The 17,567-nt window shown below is 67.9% G+C and carries 12 protein-coding genes and 1 pseudogene; 8 read left to right on the top strand and 5 right to left on the bottom strand.

Annotated elements, in window-relative coordinates; all coding sequences use genetic code 11:
• Positions 1–34: 34 nt before the first annotated feature.
• The gene (locus ACNF49_RS47095; protein WP_482941778.1) at positions 35–829 is read right to left on the bottom strand and encodes an NAD-dependent epimerase/dehydratase family protein; all 795 of its coding nucleotides are present in this window, start codon (positions 827–829) and stop codon (positions 35–37) included.
• Positions 830–964: 135 nt separating this feature from the next.
• On the opposite strand from ACNF49_RS47095, the gene ACNF49_RS47100 reads away from it, so the two are divergent.
• From ACNF49_RS47100 to ACNF49_RS47120, 5 genes are all read left to right on the top strand, one after another.
• Positions 965–2,272: a sugar ABC transporter substrate-binding protein gene (locus ACNF49_RS47100; protein WP_482941779.1), complete on the top strand. Its 1,308-nt coding sequence runs from the start codon at positions 965–967 to the stop codon at positions 2,270–2,272.
• Positions 2,269–3,195, top strand: coding sequence for a carbohydrate ABC transporter permease (locus ACNF49_RS47105; protein WP_482941780.1), 927 nt, complete (start codon positions 2,269–2,271; stop codon positions 3,193–3,195). The genes ACNF49_RS47100 and ACNF49_RS47105 overlap by 4 nt, the downstream gene beginning before the upstream one ends.
• A complete protein-coding gene (locus tag ACNF49_RS47110) occupies positions 3,192–4,052 on the top strand; it encodes a carbohydrate ABC transporter permease (protein WP_357985730.1) in 861 nt (286 codons plus the stop codon). The genes ACNF49_RS47105 and ACNF49_RS47110 overlap by 4 nt, the downstream gene beginning before the upstream one ends.
• Before the next feature lie 66 nt (positions 4,053–4,118).
• A complete protein-coding gene (locus ACNF49_RS47115) occupies positions 4,119–4,880 on the top strand; it encodes an IclR family transcriptional regulator (RefSeq protein WP_482941781.1) in 762 nt (253 codons plus the stop codon).
• A 24-nt stretch (positions 4,881–4,904) separates the two neighbouring features.
• Positions 4,905–5,813: a 5-dehydro-4-deoxyglucarate dehydratase gene (locus ACNF49_RS47120; RefSeq protein WP_482941782.1), complete on the top strand. Its 909-nt coding sequence runs from the start codon at positions 4,905–4,907 to the stop codon at positions 5,811–5,813.
• A gap of 544 nt (positions 5,814–6,357) precedes the next feature.
• On the opposite strand, the gene ACNF49_RS47125 is transcribed toward ACNF49_RS47120, so the two are convergent.
• Entirely contained in the window at positions 6,358–7,830 is a 1,473-nt protein-coding gene (locus tag ACNF49_RS47125; RefSeq protein WP_482941783.1) for an aldehyde dehydrogenase (NADP(+)), read from the bottom strand.
• A gap of 107 nt (positions 7,831–7,937) precedes the next feature.
• Here ACNF49_RS47125 and ACNF49_RS47130 point away from each other — a divergent pair, with 107 nt between their 5' ends.
• Entirely contained in the window at positions 7,938–9,194 is a 1,257-nt protein-coding gene (locus ACNF49_RS47130) for an enolase C-terminal domain-like protein (RefSeq protein ID WP_482941784.1), read from the top strand.
• 2,622 nt (positions 9,195–11,816) lie between these two features.
• Here the strand turns inward: ACNF49_RS47130 and ACNF49_RS47135 are convergent.
• Entirely contained in the window at positions 11,817–12,314 is a 498-nt protein-coding gene (locus tag ACNF49_RS47135; protein ID WP_482941785.1) for a DUF402 domain-containing protein, read from the bottom strand.
• Positions 12,315–13,227: 913 nt separating this feature from the next.
• On the opposite strand from ACNF49_RS47135, the gene ACNF49_RS47140 reads away from it, so the two are divergent.
• Positions 13,228–13,569: a transposase gene (locus tag ACNF49_RS47140; protein ID WP_482941786.1), complete on the top strand. Its 342-nt coding sequence runs from the start codon at positions 13,228–13,230 to the stop codon at positions 13,567–13,569.
• A gap of 1,171 nt (positions 13,570–14,740) precedes the next feature.
• Here ACNF49_RS47140 and ACNF49_RS47145 read toward each other — a convergent pair.
• Both ACNF49_RS47145 and ACNF49_RS47150 read right to left on the bottom strand, forming a co-directional pair.
• The gene (locus tag ACNF49_RS47145) at positions 14,741–15,382 is read right to left on the bottom strand and encodes a response regulator (RefSeq protein WP_357985754.1); all 642 of its coding nucleotides are present in this window, start codon (positions 15,380–15,382) and stop codon (positions 14,741–14,743) included.
• Positions 15,379–16,758: a sensor histidine kinase gene (locus ACNF49_RS47150; protein ID WP_482941787.1), complete on the bottom strand. Its 1,380-nt coding sequence runs from the start codon at positions 16,756–16,758 to the stop codon at positions 15,379–15,381. Before ACNF49_RS47150 ends, ACNF49_RS47145 begins: the two co-directional genes overlap by 4 nt.
• 112 nt (positions 16,759–16,870) lie before the next feature.
• On the opposite strand from ACNF49_RS47150, the pseudogene ACNF49_RS47155 reads away from it, so the two are divergent.
• Positions 16,871–17,524, top strand: a pseudogene (locus ACNF49_RS47155) (ABC transporter ATP-binding protein); the annotation flags it as partial.
• Between the last annotated feature and the right edge of the window lie 43 nt (positions 17,525–17,567).

Below are 17,567 nucleotides of genomic sequence, written 5' to 3' on the forward strand. Positions count from 1 at the left end.
CGGTCCTGGCGTCAAGGTTTCTGCAACCGTTTGCCTACCACGAACCGCCGAGTTCGTTGAGCGTGAACACCCCGCCGGCGCGGTCGTGCACCGGGTCCGACAGGTCGGGCTCGCCCTGTTCGGCGACGAGGGCGGCGGCCTGCGGCTCGGAGTCGTCGCGGGGCTCGTAGCCGAGGCGGCGGGCCTCCCGCAGCGACCACCACCGGCGGGCGTTGTCCGAGACGCCCCAGACGACGTGGTAGCCGGGCGCGACCAGCGCGGCCTCGACCAGGCGGGCGAGGTCGCCGGGCGAGATCCAGGTGGCCAGGCCGCGGGTGTCGGCCGAGCCCTCGTTGCAGGTGCCGAGCCTGATCACGGTCACGTTCATGCCGAACCGGTCGTGATACAGGCTGCCCAGGGCCTCCATGACGACCTTGCTGACGCCGTAGAAGGTGTCGGGGCGCGGGAAGGCGTAGTCGGGCAGGTCCGAGCCGTCCCGCGGCCTGGTGTGGAAGCCGGCCGCGTGGTGGCTGCCCATGAGCACCAGGTGCCGGACGCCCTCGTTCCTGGCGGCCTCCATGAGGACCTGGGCGCCGTGGACGTTGGCGTGCACGATGTCCTCCCACGGGCGCTCGCGGCTCTGGCCGCCCAGGTGGAGGACGGCGTCCACGCCCTTCATGGCCTCGGCCATGGCCGCGCGGTCGGCCAGGTCGGCGCCCGCCCATTCCTCGTCCGGTCCCGGCTCGACCGGCTGGAGGTCGGAGAGCCGCAGCGTACGGCCTGGACGGGCGAGCCGGGGACGGAGCAGCGTGCCGACTTTTCCCGCGGCGCCGGTCATCAGAATGCGCATGCCAACCGTTGTACACAATTCTGATTCAAATTCACATACTTGAATATTGACCGCCTTGTGCCGCGATAGTTACCGTCACAGGAACGAGTTCATGCACACGACACGTGTCCACGTATGTGAACGGGAGGCGGTCTGATGTCACGCCGTTTGCTGGGGGCCGCGCTCGCCGCGGCCCTGGCCGCAACGCTGACGGGCTGCGGTTCCGGGGGATCGGGCAAGAACGACACGCTGGAGATCTGGATCAGGCAACCGCCCGACTCCGATTCCGCGAAGACGGCGGTGAAACTGGCCGACGCATTCACCAAGGCCGCCGGCGTCAGGACCAAAGTCGTCGCGCTCTTCGACGACTTCGAGACGAAACTCAACCAGCAGGCCGCCCAGAAGGCGCTTCCCGACATCGTCATCAACGACACCGCCCAACTCGGCAACATGCATTCGCAGGGCTGGCTGCAGGAGGTCGACAAGGGCCGGCTGGCCGGCGGCGACCAACTCTCGGACCTGGCCTGGAAGGCGGCCACCGGCTCCGACGGCAAGTTCTACGGCGCGCCCTTCTCCGCACAGGCCTTCGCCCTCATAGTGCGCAGGGACTGGCGCGAGAAGGTCGGCATGCGACCACCGGCCACCTGGGCGGACCTGGCCGCGCTGGCCCGCGCCTTCACCGAGAAGGACCCGGACGGCAACGGGCAGAAGGACACCACGGGCTTCGTGATCCCGGCCGGCACCAAACGCGGCTACGCCTCCTGGTACGCCTCCTCCCTCGTCTACGCCAACGGCGGCGACTTCGTGAAGCCCACCGGACCCGGCAAGTTCGCCGCGATGACGGACGACCCCAGGACGGTCGAGGCCGTCAAGTACCTCCAGGACCAGTTCTGCACGGCCAAGACGGTCAACCCGGGCGCGGTGAGCAACGACACCACCGTCACCCACGAGGTGTTCGAGAAGGGGCAGGGCGGCATCTACCTGGTCGGACCGTACGTGCTGGCCCGGTTCGTCAAGAGCGTCGGGACCGACAGGATCGAGGTGCTGCCGGTGCCCAAGGGCCCGTCCGGCGGCCCCGGCACCCTCGGCGAGGGCGAGAACGTCTACCTCATGGTCGGCTCGGACATGGCCGACGCCCAGAAGAAGTTCGCCGAGTTCGCGATCTCCCCCGAAGGCCAGCGGATCGGCATGAACAAGGACGCCAACGGCGCCATCGTCCGCCTGCCCGTGAACAAGGGCGTCGACCTGGCCGCCGAGCGGCAGGACCCGCGCTGGAAGGTGTTCCAGGAGTCCTACGAGCACGCCGTCTACGCGCCGCCGGTGCCCAACTGGGCGCCCATCCGGCAGGACTCGGCCGACGTCATCAACACCGTGTGGGCCGACTGCGGCGCCGACGTCAAGGCCAAGATGGCCGAGCTGACCGCCAGGCTGAACCAGGAACTGCGGAGTCAGAAAGCGTCATGACCGCGACCGCCACGGGGACGCCGGCCACGACGGCCGCCCCGCGCCGCCGCGCCGGGCGGGCGCGGCGGCGCGGAACGCTGGTCGCCTGGCTGTTCCTCGCGCCCGCCCTGCTGCTGTTCCTCTACTTCAAGTTCATCCCGATGGCCCTGGGCCTGTGGAAGAGCTTCAACAAGGTCCAGTACGCCTCCGACGAATGGGTCGGCCTCGACAACTACCGCACGATCATCGCGGACGACGCGTTCGTCTCGGCCGTCTGGCACAGCCTCGTGCTGGCGCTCGGCACCACGGTCGGCTCGCTCCTGCTCGGGCTCGTGCTCGCGCTGCTCATCGAGGGGCCCGCCCGTTACCTGTGGTTCGTCAGGACCGCGGCCTTCCTCCCGGTCGTCACCACGATGGCGGCGGTGGCCGAGGTGTGGCGGATCATGTTCCATCCGGGCGACACCGGCCTGCTCAACGTCGTCATCGGCTGGGCGGGCGTCGATCCGCAACCGTGGCTGGGCAGCGAGGACTCCTCGCTCTGGTCGATCATGATGATGAGCGTCTGGCGCGGGACGCCGTACGACATGATGATCTTCCTGGCCGGGCTGGTCGGCGTGGACCGCAGCCTGTACGAGGCCGCCGCCGTCGACGGCGCCGCCACCCGGCACCGGCTGCGGCACATCACGTTGCCGGCGTTGCGGCCGGTGTTCTGGATCCTGTTCACGCTGGCGGCCATCCGCGGGCTGCGGGTGTTCGTCGAGGTCTACGTCCTGACCAACGGCGGCCCCAACGGCTCGTCGGAGGTGCTGATGACGCTGATCTACAAGCTCGGCTTCCAGAAGAACGAGCTGGGGGTGGCCGCGGCGGGCGGGATCGTGCTGTTCCTGGCCACGCTGGCGCTCACCCTGGTCGTGCAGACGCTGCGCAGGAGGCAGGCGACATGAGGTTCGACAGCGCCCTGGGCCTGGAGGCGCGCAAGGGGCCGGCGGCCACCGCCGGGAAGGTGGTGCTCTACTCGGCGATGGTCCTGGTCTTCACCGGGCCGCTGATAGGGCTGCTGGTCAGCGCGTTCAGCAGGACGCTCGACCCGACGTCCTTCTCGTTGTGGCCGGACGACCTCACGCTGGAGAACTTCGTCCAGGCCGGGGAGAAGAACGTCTACCTGTACCTGGTCAACTCCTTCGTCGTCGTGGGGTTCGGGTTGCTGCTGCAACTGCTGGTGAGCGTGTTCGCGGCGTACTCGCTGGCGCGCAGGAGGTTCCGCGGCATGACCGTGGTGATGCTGCTCATGCTGGCCACGATGATGCTGCCCGAGGAGATCATCGCGATCCCGCTGTCGCTCGTCCTCGCCGACCTGCCCGTCCTGCACCTCAACCTGATCGGCACGTACGCCGGGATGATCCTGCCCGTCGGCGCCTGGGGCTTCTCGATCCTGGTCATGACGGAGTTCATGAAGGAGGTGCCGGTCGAGCTGGAGGAGGCCGCTCGCATCGACGGCGCGGGCGAGCTGCGCATCTTCGCGACGATCATCGTGCCGCTGTGCCGTCCGGCGCTCGGCGTGATCGGCGTCTTCGGCTTCACCATGATCTGGGACCAGTACCTGCTGCCGCTGATCGTCTCGACGGACTCCAGCACCTGGACCCTGCCCATCGCCCTGCGTTCCCTCCGCTCCGACGAGGAGGTCGGCATCGGCGTGCTGCTCGCGGCCTCCCTGCTGGCGCTGCTGCCGTCGATCATCGCGTTCCTGGCGTTCCAGCGGCAGTTCATGCGGGGTCTGACAAGTGGCGCGATCAAGGGTTGATGTCCATGTATCTGGACGGGATCCCATATCCTGACACCCTGAAGCCGCCGCCGAGATGGGACGAGTATGGAGCCACAGCTGGTCAAGTCCGCCGAGCGGACCGTACGCATCCTGGAGACCCTGGCGGAGTCCTCCGCCCCCATGACGCTGTCGGAGCTCCAGCGGCGCACCGGCTTCCCGCGCAGCAGCCTCCACGCCCTCATGCGCACCCTCGTCGAGCTCAACTGGGTCGAGACCGACACGACCAGGTCGGCGTTCGGGATCGGGCCGCACGCCCTGCTGACCGGCACCGCCTACCTCGACAAGGACCCGGCCCTGCGCTTCGCCCAGGAGACCCTGGAGGACCTGCGGGACGAGATCGGCCAGACCGTGCACTTCGCCCGCAGGGACGAGGCCCACGTCCTCTACCTGGCCACCCGCGAGTCGCGCGAGGCCGGCCACGTGATCCCCAGGGTGGGCCGGCGGCTGCCCGCCCACGTCACCGCGCTCGGCCAGGTGCTGCTCGCCCAGCTCACCGACGACGAGGTCGTGGCCCTGCTGCCCGACCCGCTGCGGGCGCTGACCGAGCACACCATCACCGACCTGACCAAGCTGACCGGCGAGCTCGACCAGGTGCGCACCCGCGGCTGGGCCCTCGAACGCGAGCAGGGCACCCGCGGCGTGGCCTGCGTGGCCGTGGCGGTCGACTACCGCATCCCGGCCACAGACGCGATCAGCTGCTCGATGCCGGCCGCGCTGCCGCCCGCCGAGATCGAGCGGATCACCGAAGCGGTGATCAAGCACACCCGCAAGCTGGCTGCCACTCTGCGCAGGGAGGGCATCCGCTAGACCCCCTCGTTGGAAGGACTGCCGATGCGGCTGGATGGTGTTCTCTTCTTTCCCGTGACCCCCTTCGACGGCGACGGCGCCGTCTCGGAGCCGGTGCTGGCCGAGCACGTCTCCGCCGGGGTCGCGGCCGGGGCGGGAGCAGTGTTCGCCGCCTGCGGCACCGGTGAGTACAACGCCCTCGACCTCGCCGACTACGCCAAGGTCATGACCACGTCGGTGGCGGCGGCGCGCGGGCGCGTGCCCGTGTTCGGCGGCGCGGGCGGGCCGCTGCCCACCGCCAGGGCCGCCGCGCGGGCCGCCGCCGACAGCGGGGCCGACGGGTTGCTGCTGCTGCCGCCGTACCTGGTCAGCGCCCCGCCCGCGGGACTGGTGCGGTACGTGCGCGAGGTCGCGGCGGCCACCGACCTGCCGGTCGTCGTCTACCAGCGGGGGAACGCGCGCTTCTCCCCCGCCGCCGTGGCCGAGCTCGCCGCCCTGCCGAACGTGATCGGCTTCAAGGACGGGCTGGGCGACCTCGACCTGCTCCAGCGCATCATCCTGACCGTCCGGGCGGCCGCGCCCGCCCGGGACTTCACGTTCTTCAACGGACTGCCCACCGCCGAGCTGACCGTGCCCGCCTACCGGGGGCTCGGGGTGAGCCTGTACTCCAGCGCGGTGTTCGCCTTCGCGCCCGAGATCGCGCTGGCCTTCCACAAGGCGGTGACGGGCGGGGACGAGATGCTCGTGCAACGGCTGCTCACCGGGTTCTACCTGCCGCTGGTGGAGTTGCGGGACCTGGTGCCGGGGTACGCGGTTTCGCTGGTCAAGGCGGGCGTACGGATGCGGGGGCTGGACGTGGGCGGCGTCCGCGCCCCCTTGACGGACCCGACCCCCGACCACCTGGCCACCTTGCGCCACCTCACCACAAAAGGCCTCGAACTAGCCGCGTCCTGACCCCGGGTGCCACTCCAACTAGAGCCGACGCCGGGGGCTATCAGCCGCCACCGCCATCACAACACGCCCTGCCATCCCTCAGCCCCCGGCCGACCTGTCGCGCCACCCTCCTCCGAGAAGCGCCGCCCACTCGGGGCTCCAAAGCACGCCCACCCTGCATCAGACCCCCTAAGGTGAGCCCCCTCCGAACGATCCCTCAAGGCGAGCCCCACCTCAACGCGTCCCGCCCCTGAGAACGAGCGTCCTTTTCGAGGCGCCCCACCTCCGCCCTCCGAACAAGCGCCACCCGTCAAGGCGCCCCACCTCAGCCCTCCGAAAGAGCGTCGTCCTTCAAGGCGAGGCCAAACCCTCCGAGCGAACCCCTCTCAAGGGCGATCCTCAGCCCTCAAGGCGAGCCCACCCCCTGAGAAGCCCCGCCCCTTCAAGACAACCCCGTCCACTCCCGAGCGAGCCCCACCCCTCACGGCGAGCCCCGCTCAAGGGCGACTCCCCTCCGAGCGAGCCCCCTCACGGTGAGCCGCTTTCCAGGACCGCGAGCGGCCTGTCACGCCGTCTGGAGACGGCCGTCCACCCGGCGCGGGATCCCGAGGGGGTTGGCGTCCTTGAGCTCGTCCGGGAGCAGCGCCTCCGGCCAGTCCTGGTACGCGACCGGCGCCACCCACCGCCCGATCGCCGTCGCCCCCACCGACGTGTACGCCGACGTCGAGGCAGGCCACGGCCCTCCGTGATGCATCGCCCAGCAGACCGCCACCCCGGTCGGCCATCCGTTCCAGACCAGCCGCCCCGCCTTCCGGCCGAGCACCTCGACGATCTCCTCGGCCTCGTCCGGATCACCGCCATGAACGGTCGCCGTGAGCGACCCCTCCAGCCGCTCCAGCACCCTCCTCAGCTCCGAAATTTCCCGATAAGTCACCACAACAGCCGCCGGCCCGAAGCACTCCTCCGCGATCCCCGGCAGCCGCTCGCCGAACGACTCCAGATCGGTCGTGAACACCTTGGGCGCCACCGCCCAGGCCCCCTCCCCCGGCTTCCCCTCCGCCAGCAACGGCAGCTCGCCGAGCCGGCCGAGCCCACCCAGATACCCGTCCCTGATCCGCTCGGCCAGCAGGGGGCCGCCGCCGGTGCTCTCGACCGCCGCGACCAGCGCCTTGCGCAACTCGTCGTCCTCGGGCACGAACATGAGCCCCGGGTTCGTGCAGAACTGCCCGACCCCCAGCGTCAGCGACGCCGCGAACCCGCTCGCCACCTCCTGCGCCGGCGCCGACGGCAGCACCACCACGGGGTTGACACTGCCCAGCTCCCCGTAGAAGGGGATGGGCGTCTCCCGCTCGTCGATCAGCTTCTGGATCGCCTTGCCGCCCGCCACCGACCCGGTGAACCCGGCCGCGACCACGCGCGGGTGGCGTACCAGGTCGGCGCCCGCCTGCATCCCCTGCACCAGTCCCAGCAGGTCCGGATAGGGCAGGGCATTCCGTACGATCTTCGCCACCCGCTCGGACGTGTTCGGATGCCCCGGATGCGCCTTGACCACCACGGCACACCCCGCGGCCAGCGCCGAGGCGGTGTCCCCACCGGCCACCGAGAACGCGAACGGGAAGTTGCTCGCCGCGAACACCGCGACGACCCCGGCCAGCGGATGGTTCATGCGCCGCACGTCCGGCCGTGGCGGCGTGAGCGCCGGGTCCGCGTGGTCGATGGCGGCCTCCAGGTAACCGCCGTCCCTGACGACCTGGGCGAAGAGCCGGAACTGTCCGGCCGTACGCGCCACTTCGCCCCGCAGCCGTACCTCTCCGAGCGCGGTCTCCCGGTCGGCGAGTTGCCACAGTTCGTCCACGTGCGCGGTGAGCGCGTCGGCGACGGCCTCCAACGCCGCCGCCCGCTCGTCCGCCGGGGTCGCGCGCCATGCGGCGCCGGCCGCCGTCGCCGCGGAGACGATCAAGTCGACCCCGGCGCTGTCGGTCTCGGGCAGGCCGCTGCCCACGGTCTCACCGGTTCTGGGGTCGTATCCGTAGATCATGGAGTGGCCCTTCGGAGTCTTGACACGTTCTCCGCCCGATTCTTACAGTTGCGGCAACTTGTCCACAAATCTGGCTATTGTTCATATATATGGACGGCGGTTCTGAAATGATTATCCGGCAGATCCACGTCACCCCCGTCGCCTTCCGGGATCCGCCCCTCCTGAACGCCGCCGGTGTCCACGAGCCGTGGGCCCTGCGGACCATCGTCGAGATCGTCACGGACGAGGGCATCTCCGGACTGGGCGAGACCTACGGCGACCTCGGTCACCTCACCAAGGTCCGCGAGTGCGCGCAGGTCCTGCTCGGGCTCGACGTCCACGCGACCAACGAGATGTACGCCCGCATCGCGGGCACCGTCGGCGACGTCGTGACCGACCTGCACGGACTGACCGGCGTCGCCACCAAGGAGAAGAGCGTCGACCGGGTCTTCTCGCCCTTCGAGGTCGCCTGCCTGGACATCCGCGGCAAAGCGGCCGGCGTACCCGTCGTGGACCTGCTCGGCGGCCGCGTCCGCGACGCCGTCCCCTACAGCGCTTACCTCTTCTACAAGTGGGCGGGCCATCCCGGCGCGGACCCCGACCGCTTCGGCCCGGCCCTCGACGAGGCGGCCCTGGTGGCGCAGGCCGCCCTCCTGATCAAGGAGCACGGCTTCTCCTCGATCAAGCTGAAGGGTGGCGTCCTCCCGCCCGACCAAGAGATCGCCGGCATCCGCGCCCTGCACGAGGCGTTCCCCGGCATCCCCCTCCGCCTCGACCCCAACGCCGCCTGGACCGTCGAGACCGCCATCCGCGTCGGCCGCGAACTCGACGGCGCCCTCCAGTACCTGGAGGACCCCACGCCGGGCATCGCGGGCATGGCCGAGGTCGCCAGGGCCGTCCCGATGCCGCTGGCCACGAACATGTGCGTCGTCACCCCCGAACACCTGCCCCCCGCCATCTCCGCCGGCGCGATCGGCGTGCTCCTGCTGGATCACCACTACTGGGGCGGCCTCGTACGGTCCGCCCACATCGCCACCCTCTGCGGCACCTTCGGCCTGGACCTGTCGATGCACTCCAACTCCCATCTCGGCATCAGCCTGGCCGCGATGACCCACCTGGCCGCCGCCACCCCGAACCTCACCTTCGCCTGCGACACCCACACCCCCTGGCAGGACGGCCAGGACGTGGTGCTCCCCGGCAGCCTGCGCTTCGTCGACGGCGCCGTACCGGTGCCCACCGGGCCGGGCCTGGGCGTCGAACTGGACCGCGACGCGCTGGCGGTCATGCACGAGCAGTACGAGACCTGCGGCATCCGCGCCCGCGACGACACGACCTACATGCGCCGCATGGAACCCGCCTTCTCCGCGAAGATCCCCCGCTGGTGAACGTCGCCTACGTCTACCCCTGGGACGTCGTCGGCGACCCGACCGCCCCCACCCGCCTGGCCGAGCTGGGCGTGGACACGATCGCCCTTGCCGCCGGCTACCACTCCACCCGCGCCGCCACCCCGTACCACCCGGCGCACCGCGTCCTGGACGTTGCCCATCCCGCCTTCTACCTGCCGATCCGCCCCCACGCCTGGTCCCGCCTGGTCCCCGCCGCTCCCACCTGGACCCCGCCGGACGCCTACCTCCAAGCCCAGACGGCCCTACGGAAGGCCGGCCTCAAGGTCCACGCCTGGACCGTCCTCACGCACAACTCCTACCTGGGAACCCGGTTCCCGGACCTGACCGTGCGCAACGCCTTCGGCGACCCGTACCCGTACGCCCTCTGCCCCGCTCACGAGGACGTCCTGGCGTACTGCGAGACCCTCGTCACGGAGATCCTCACCCTCGCCGAACCGGACGGCCTGATCCTGGAGGCGTGCGGACCGATGGGGTTCGGGCACCAGGGCGTCCACGAGAAGACCTCCGGCGCCGACTGGACCCCCACCGACGCCGACCTCCTCTCCTTGTGCTTCTGCACCACCTGCGCCCCCCAGTACCCCCCAGAAACCGCCACAAGAGTCCGCACAATCATCGACACCGCCAACCTCTCCCCCACCCTCACCACCCTCCCAACCAACCCCCCACCCCCCTCCGCAACCCCAACCAACCCCGCCCTCGCCCCTCAACCCCCAACCAACCCCGCCCTCGCCCCCGAAACCCCAACCAGCGCCACTTCGGTTCCCGACACCCCCACCGCGGCCTCCCCGCCCACAACCGACACCCCCGCGGCCTCGCGCACCAAATGCGCGCCCTCTACAGCTTCAGACAGCGCACAGGCCGTCCTCCCAACCTCCCGCCCCCCGAAATCCCCCTCCGCACGCCCCGGCACCCCACTCTCGGGAACCCCAACTTCGCGGCCCTCAACCTCGGAGCCCCCAACTCCGAACCCCTCAGCCTCAGAGACCTCAACCCCGGGCCCCTCGGTCTCAGAGACCCCAACTCCGGGGCCCTCAGCCTCAGAGACGCCAGCCTCGGAGACCTTGGCTTCGGATACCTCAGCTTCCGGTCGGCCAACCTCAGAGACACCGCCCTCAGGGGCCTCGAGTTCCGGTAACCAAGTTTCAGAGACCCGAGCCCCTGGCACCCCGCCCTCAGAGACCCGAGCCTTACAGACCCAAAGTTCGGCGCCCCGAGCCAGCGGCTCAGCGTCAGGCACCCGGGGCGTAGACACCGAAAGCGCTGCTCGGCCTTTTCAGAGCACCACAGTCCGCACCCCCACGGCCTCGGACACCTCTGGCCATCCAACCCCCCGGCACCACATCGACACGATGGAACTCGCCCTCGGCCCCCTGGCCGACGAGATAAGGGCAACCCGGGTGCGACTGTCAGCCTCCCTCCGCCGCCGTCTCGTCTCAGCCGCCCGGCGAACAGCGCCGACCATCCCCATCACGCTGCACGCCGACCCGAACCCCTGGGCCACCGGCGCCTTCGCCGCCCTCCCCTCGGGGGACCCAACCCTGGACGTCCTCGTGGGCAACTGCTGGGGCGACACCCGCACCGACGCCGCCCGCCTCACAGCCCTCGCCAACCTGTGCACGCCTGGCCAACGAGTAGGCGCCTACGTCCTGGCCCTCCCACCGCGCCCCGCCGACGCAGCCGCCCTGGCCGAACAACTGAAGATCTACGCCAACGCCGGCGCCTCAGAATTTCACCTCTACCACGCAGGCCTTGCGTCCCCCCACCGCCTCTCGGCCATCGCAACCGCGCTCCGTCTCCTCCAATAACCCCGTTCCAATGGTCTGCACCGGTCCCCTCGAAGCCCGACCACGAACCACTGACGATCATCGTTCCGAACCAAGTCAACGGCGAGCCCTGAGCCCCCAAGAGGCCACCAACGGTGGAGCCCACAGCGAGTCCCATGCCCCATAACCAACAGGGCTGCCGCCTAGGTCACCGATACACGGAACTGCTAGAGAAGTAGCACCAAGCCATGGCCCGGCACCTCACCCCCCAGAAGGAGAGACAACAACTCAGCGGCCCCCACTCCTCACCAGCGATGCCCCTGCCACGAAACGAGCCACCGTCGCAGAGGGCAGCGATGCACCAGCAGCACGTCGATCTCCCAGCGCTCACGTCCACACAACGGAAAGCCCGCACGAGGTCGCTGAAAGCTCGCCCTGGGAACGAATGCCCCAAGCGATGATCAACCACCTAGCGTGATCGACCGCTCAGCGAAGGTCACAAACAGCCCTGCCACCATCACCGACTACCCGCCGCGACGCTTACCGCAGATGCAGGCGAACACTCACCTACCAGCAGCGCGAGCAAAGGAAGCCGCAACCAGCCGCCACCCAGCAGCAAGCCATGGCGGGCAACCCGCCACACCCCGACGGGCGCAAGGTTCACACCACAGACCAGGCACTCCCCAGGCCACCCGTCACCATCACAGTCCGGACTCCGGCCACTCGCCTGAGCAGTGCCAGCCGCCTCACGCGACGCCCAACACACCCCGCCGTATCAGCCACCGAGGCAAGCCCGAGCCTGCCGCCCCGCTCAACCCACCATCCGAACCGACGACACTCATTCCATCATCGCAAGCCACTTCACGTGCGCTCCCCCGAACGGCCCTCTACGAGCCCCGACCGCATCCATCAGCCACCGCGCGCTCGCTTCCGCCCCAGCGATCAACTCCGGCGGATACCCCAGCACCACCTGATGCTCAGCGAACTCGTCCTCATCGTCGAGAATGAGCCGCCCATCCCGCTTCCTGATCACGTCGAGATCGAGATCCAACATGGTGACCTCGTCATCCCGCCACTCGGGAACCGTGGTGACATCCACATAGACCTCGGTGCGGTGCGGTGCCGCATTGAACGATGCCGCCCACCAGGCATCCCGCGGGAACAGCATGATCGCGTGGTTGTCCCAGGTGATGGCAGGCCCATCCCCCTTGCGCGCAACCGTCCCTCCTGGCACGGCCACCCAAACCCCATGTTGATCATCTCCGAGCACCGTGCCCGGATGGTTCCAGTGCAACGCCCCGCCGTACTTCCGAAACACCACCTGTACATCAGTCATAGAACAAATCTACTTTTCGTCCACCTCCACCACGAGAACCGAGAGGGCATCCCTCTCGTCCTCTTCAGCCCGCCCTCCCCCAGGCCCCTGAGACCGTGCCCTCGCCACAGCCTCAGCCCGAATCCTCACCTGCCTGCGACCGCACCATGCAGCAGCCATCAGGCACGCCGCACAGCACAGACCTCAAGCCACTCAACGCTGCCACCTGAGGGTCGACGAAGCTTCCCCCAACCAACTCACGGAGACACGCCAGCCATCAGCAGTCATTCCTGTAGCCACCACCGGAGACCGCCAAGGGACTTGAACTTGGATCAGAAGCACAGCTCGAATACAACTACTTGTCCACACCGAGCGCACTCAGATTCTGAAGTGCAGACCACCACGGCGAGCGCCCTGCACTCCCAACCGGTCCAGCGCCAGCCCCCTCGCGCTACACCAAGGCCGGCACGCTTTCCCCAAGCCGGAAAGCCTCTCAATTTGAGCAGTCACGCCCTCATCAGAACAGATCCCATCACGCACCAGCAGAGGCGCGTCTCCCTCAACACGCACAGCCAGCGCACTCCACCTTTGCCCGTACGCACTCCAATTGAGCCACGGGGAATTCTTGCAGCCACACGCCATATACCACAAAGTCCCCGCAGACCCACAAACAATATCAGCCTTGATAATCGGCGACCTATCGACCAAATAGCCAGGCCTTTTACCGTTCCCGCCCCCATTCACACACTTCCAGTCGAAGAACGCCCCCAAGGAGTCACTTACCACTCCGCTCGAATCCCGCTTAAATACTGAGCCGTGGCAACACATAGCGACTTGACCGATAGAGCACGAGACCGGATCGCCCCCGACTTCTGTCTACCGCAGGCCCCGGCCGCCCCTGGCGTGGGCATCGGCAAGTAGTGAACGGAATTCTGTGGCGCTTCGAGCCGGATCGACCTGGCGAGAAATCCCAGAATGCTACGGCACATGGCAAACCTGCTACGAACGGTACAAGCGCTGGACCGAGGACGGAAGGTGGCCACGAGCCCTGACGGAAGCGCAAACCGCAGAGAACCCCACCCCTCCCCAGAGCACCCTCCTCGCTCCAGCCCACGCAACCCATAGCCCTCAAAAGCCGCAAACCCCGTCAGATAATCCCCTCAAGCCTGCAGCAATTCCCCATAAGACGCAAAGTAGGCACTTAATCCGCTCCCACCGAACCGCCCACCTTCGCCATTCCGTCAGCATCAAGATAAGAATTCACTCCCACAACTAGGCCACCGGCTAGTAATCTTCACCCTGAGCAAGCCAAAACACTGAACAGTTTCCACACCAACCTGTTCAAAGTAGGACAGATCGATCCGATATCGGATCCCATAGACACCCGCGCGGGCACTTAGAATCCCCCTCCATTTTGCCCGCGCGGGCACCTACCGGCTCCTCCACTCCGGCCCGCGCGGGCACCACCAACCCCTACACCTGTGCCCGCGCGGGCCGCCCCTTCAGGTCGGACACTTCCATACGAACGCGCCAGCGATGTCCGCACCGAAGATCCATGAGCTGGGCAGGTGCTGCTGCCAGCAGGCGGGAACACGGCGCGCGGGCACCAAGTCCCCTCCTCCCCGAAGGGGCAACCGCCTTCATCACGGTCAAACTAAGCGTGTAACGCGCCTCAGCATGTCCCCCTCAGTACGCACCCATGCTGCTTGCGCCCCCTGGCTCACCGAGGGCGGCCGGCGCCGACTGCGTGTCCGCGCTGCCGCTGCTCGCCGCCGCCTGGCGTCCTGCCCCCTCAAGCCAACGGCCAACGACTCCAGCCGCGTCTCGCCCGGAGCGGGCATACCTGGGACATCCCAGGACCGAGATCACCCGGCTCCAGCAGAACCCCTCCGAATGACACCGGCTCGCCCACGGCGGAACACGATTTCCCCTGCCGCTGGTCGATGCCGGCTTGATCGATGATTACACCTCCTGGCCCAATCCGCCGTCCCAGGCGCGGATGACGCGAATCGCCCCGGCACCGCCAACCCTGAACCAAAAGCGAGAGCGCCTTCAGCGGCGAGCCGTCGCCCAGGTCTTCGCGGCGCAGCCCTGATCGAGCGTGCTCGGTAACTCCGGCCCACCCTTCGCCTCGGTCGGCCGGGAGCCCGATAAGGCCCCAACCAGCCGAGAATCCATCAAGGTCGATGGCCACGCATCCGATAGATGATGGCTCCCGTAACAGCCTGAACCCGCCGCCGTAACTCCGCCCGCCCCTCCAACAGACCCAGATTACGAAGTGCGACTGGAGTACTCACTTCCTCCAGACGACCGGCGGCAAGCGACCGTCCGATACGCACAAATCGGCTTCCCGCAGTCCCGTCCTCCGGCCCTACAAAGTCCGCATCCTGCGAAGATCCCCGACGACCAGAGAGCACCGAGCACGGGGCAATCCAGGCCCTCTTGCGTCACCGTCTCGCGGAAACCAGCCCACTTTCATAGGCCGCGATAACCAACTGCGCTCTGTCACGAGCTTCCAACTTCGTGCGCAAGCGGCCGATATGCGTCTTGATGGTGGCCAAGCTCAACCGCAAATGGTCAGCGATCTCCTCGTTGGACAGCCCACGAGCGATCAACAGCAGCACTTCCCTCTCTCGTTCCGTCACCCTGTCCAGCCCCTGTGGCCGCTGCGCCACTGGGGTCTTCGTGAACTCCTCGATCAAGCGTCGCGTCACCGTTGGCGCCAGCAAAGCCTCACCGCTCGCAACCACACGAACGGCAGCGAGCAGGTCCGCCGGCGGCGTGTCCTTAAGTAGAAATCCACTCGCACCGGCCCGAAGAGCGTCGTAGACGTACGCATCCAGATCGAACATCGTCACCACGAGAACCCGCGACACATCGCCAATACGCCGAGTCGCCTCGATGCCATCCATGTCCGGCATACGAACATCCATCAGCACCACATCGGGCCGATGCTCCAAGACGACTGCCACTGCTTCAGCACCGGTTGATGCCTCGCCCACCACTGTCATGTCCGGCTCGGAGTCGACCAACATCGTGAAGCTCCCCCTGAGCAGAGCTTGATCGTCAGCAATGACCACCTTGATCATGAGACCTCCTGATACGGCAGACGTGCGAAGACACGAAACCCTCGTCGAGGCAGGCTTCCCGCTTCAAAGACTCCGCCGTACATCATGACCCGCTCCCGCATTCCAATCAGTCCGTGGCCGGAGCCGCCCCCGGGCGACACACGCCTTCCTGGGCCCTCGTCCACCACCTCGATCCGCACCTCGCCCCCATCCGTTACGACAGAGACCTGACAGCGAGTCGGTGAGGCATGCTTGACCACGTTCGTGAGCGCCTCCTGCACGATGCGATAGACGGACAACTCCACCCCATCGGGCAACCGTCTTCCCGCCGCCGCCCCACCTTCTCGTCGTTCCTCCACTCCATGCGCGGCGACGGCTCCCCCGAACAGGCCCTCATCCGGCGCACGGTCATCGTCCGAACGCGTGGCCTGTTCCCCGCCAAGAGGCCCGCCTACTTCGCGAGGGCCCGTCTTTGGACGCCCTAGTGGCGCGTTTTCAGCCTTACCCCGCAGACCTGTCCTTTCCTGGCCGGCCTCATCTCCACCGATCCGGAGGTCAAGCGCGACCTCGACTCCAGCTTGCCTGGCCTGCTCCACCAAGCCCTCCAGGCCCGCGATACCCGGAACGGGAACAAGATCTGCCAGCTGGGTCGAACGCAGCATGCCTAGAAGATGGCGCATCTCCACCAGAGCACTCCGGCTGGCGGTCTCGATCACACGCAAGGCGTCGTGTGCTTCTTCCGGCCTGGTCGCCAGCACGTGATTGGCCACACCCGCCTTGACTGCGATCAATCCCACACTGTGAGTAACGACATCGTGCAGTTCCCGCGCGATGCGTAACCGTTCCTGCGTCACTGCTTGCTCGGCCATTCGCCCGGCCTCACGAGCGGCGTACAACCTGCGTTCCCGGACGGCCCTCCCTATGGTCCAGGCTCCGCCGAGCGCCGCGATGCCGACCAGCGGTCGATCGATGTGCACGAGCCAAGCGGGCGTGCCCCCGCCCGGCGCGCCACCTGCGACCACCAGTCCGAACACACTGGTCATGCTGACCACACCGATGGCCGAGGACGGCAGCACGGCCCCGAATCTGTCGGACGTCGCCACGATGTAGATCGCATAAGCGGGTGCGATGCAGGCGTATCCCACCACGTCAACTGCAACTGCGAAGATGGCGAGCGTCAGCGTGAAACAGAAGACAGGCAGAGGCCACAGCCTTCGCACCGCCAAAGGCAGGCCCAGCCCGCACGGGAGGGCGATCTTCAACCACGGTGGCACCCCGGGCGCGGCTACCGCCGCTGTGACGAACACGAACGCGAACCCCAGCCCCGCCATCAGATCGAGCACGATCAGCTGACCGCGGCTCCAGCGCCTGGCGAAGAAGGGATCGTTCTCGTTCACGCGTTGAACGGTAGCCTCTCGCCGAGCTGAGCACGTCAGCCCTGGGTCTGACCCTGAAGTTCGAACCGTGGTCTGATGCGCCGCCGGCCCGGCATGCCGCATCTTCTTCAGCGTGATCGAACTTCAGCACCTCACCAAGCGCTACGACGACACGCTCGCCGTGGACGATCTGTCTTTCAAGGTCGAGCCGGGCCATGTGACGGGTTTCCTCGGCCCCAACGGCGCCGGCAAATCCACCACACTGCGCCTGATCCTCGGCCTGGACGCGCCGACCTCCGGCCAGGCGCTGGTCGACGGCCGACGCTATGCCTCCTTTCGCAAGCCCATGTTCAAGGTGGGGGCGCTGCTCGACGCGAGTGCGGTCCATGGCGGGCGCAGCGCCTACAACCATCTGCTCTGCCTGGCCGCCACCAACGGCATCGGTGCCACACGCGTGGCCGAGGTGCTTGAGCAGGTCGGGTTGGCGAATGTGGCACGAAAACGCGTGGCCGGCTTCTCCCTCGGCATGAAGCAGCGACTCGGCATCGCCGCTGCGCTGCTCGGCGATCCTGGTGTGCTGCTGTTCGACGAGCCCGTCAACGGCCTCGATCCCGACGGAGTGCGCTGGATCCGCGACCTGATGCGGTCACTGGCCGCCGAGGGCAGGACCGTCCTGCTCTCCAGTCACCTGATGAGCGAGATGGCGTTGACCGCTGAACGCATCGTGATCCTCGGCCGGGGGCGGCTGGTGGCGCACTCCACGGTCAACGAGCTGACGGCGCGCTATCCCTCGCTGGAAGACGCCTATATGGCTCTGACGGCGAACAGCG

The organism is Actinomadura sp. ATCC 39365 (assembly GCF_054392275.1).

Excerpts from the sequence above, each read along its gene's own strand:
- ACNF49_RS47095 (WP_482941778.1), bottom strand. The coding sequence starts at position 829 with ATGCGCATTCTGATGACCGGCGCCGCGGGAAAAGTCGGCACGCTGCTC.
- ACNF49_RS47100 (WP_482941779.1), top strand. The coding sequence starts at position 965 with ATGTCACGCCGTTTGCTGGGGGCCGCGCTCGCCGCGGCCCTGGCCGCA.
- ACNF49_RS47105 (WP_482941780.1), top strand. The coding sequence starts at position 2,269 with ATGACCGCGACCGCCACGGGGACGCCGGCCACGACGGCCGCCCCGCGC.
- ACNF49_RS47110 (WP_357985730.1), top strand. The coding sequence starts at position 3,192 with ATGAGGTTCGACAGCGCCCTGGGCCTGGAGGCGCGCAAGGGGCCGGCG.
- ACNF49_RS47115 (WP_482941781.1), top strand. The coding sequence starts at position 4,119 with ATGGAGCCACAGCTGGTCAAGTCCGCCGAGCGGACCGTACGCATCCTG.
- ACNF49_RS47120 (WP_482941782.1), top strand. The coding sequence starts at position 4,905 with ATGCGGCTGGATGGTGTTCTCTTCTTTCCCGTGACCCCCTTCGACGGC.
- ACNF49_RS47125 (WP_482941783.1), bottom strand. The coding sequence starts at position 7,830 with ATGATCTACGGATACGACCCCAGAACCGGTGAGACCGTGGGCAGCGGC.
- ACNF49_RS47130 (WP_482941784.1), top strand. The coding sequence starts at position 7,938 with ATGATTATCCGGCAGATCCACGTCACCCCCGTCGCCTTCCGGGATCCG.
- ACNF49_RS47135 (WP_482941785.1), bottom strand. The coding sequence starts at position 12,314 with ATGACTGATGTACAGGTGGTGTTTCGGAAGTACGGCGGGGCGTTGCAC.
- ACNF49_RS47145 (WP_357985754.1), bottom strand. The coding sequence starts at position 15,382 with ATGATCAAGGTGGTCATTGCTGACGATCAAGCTCTGCTCAGGGGGAGC.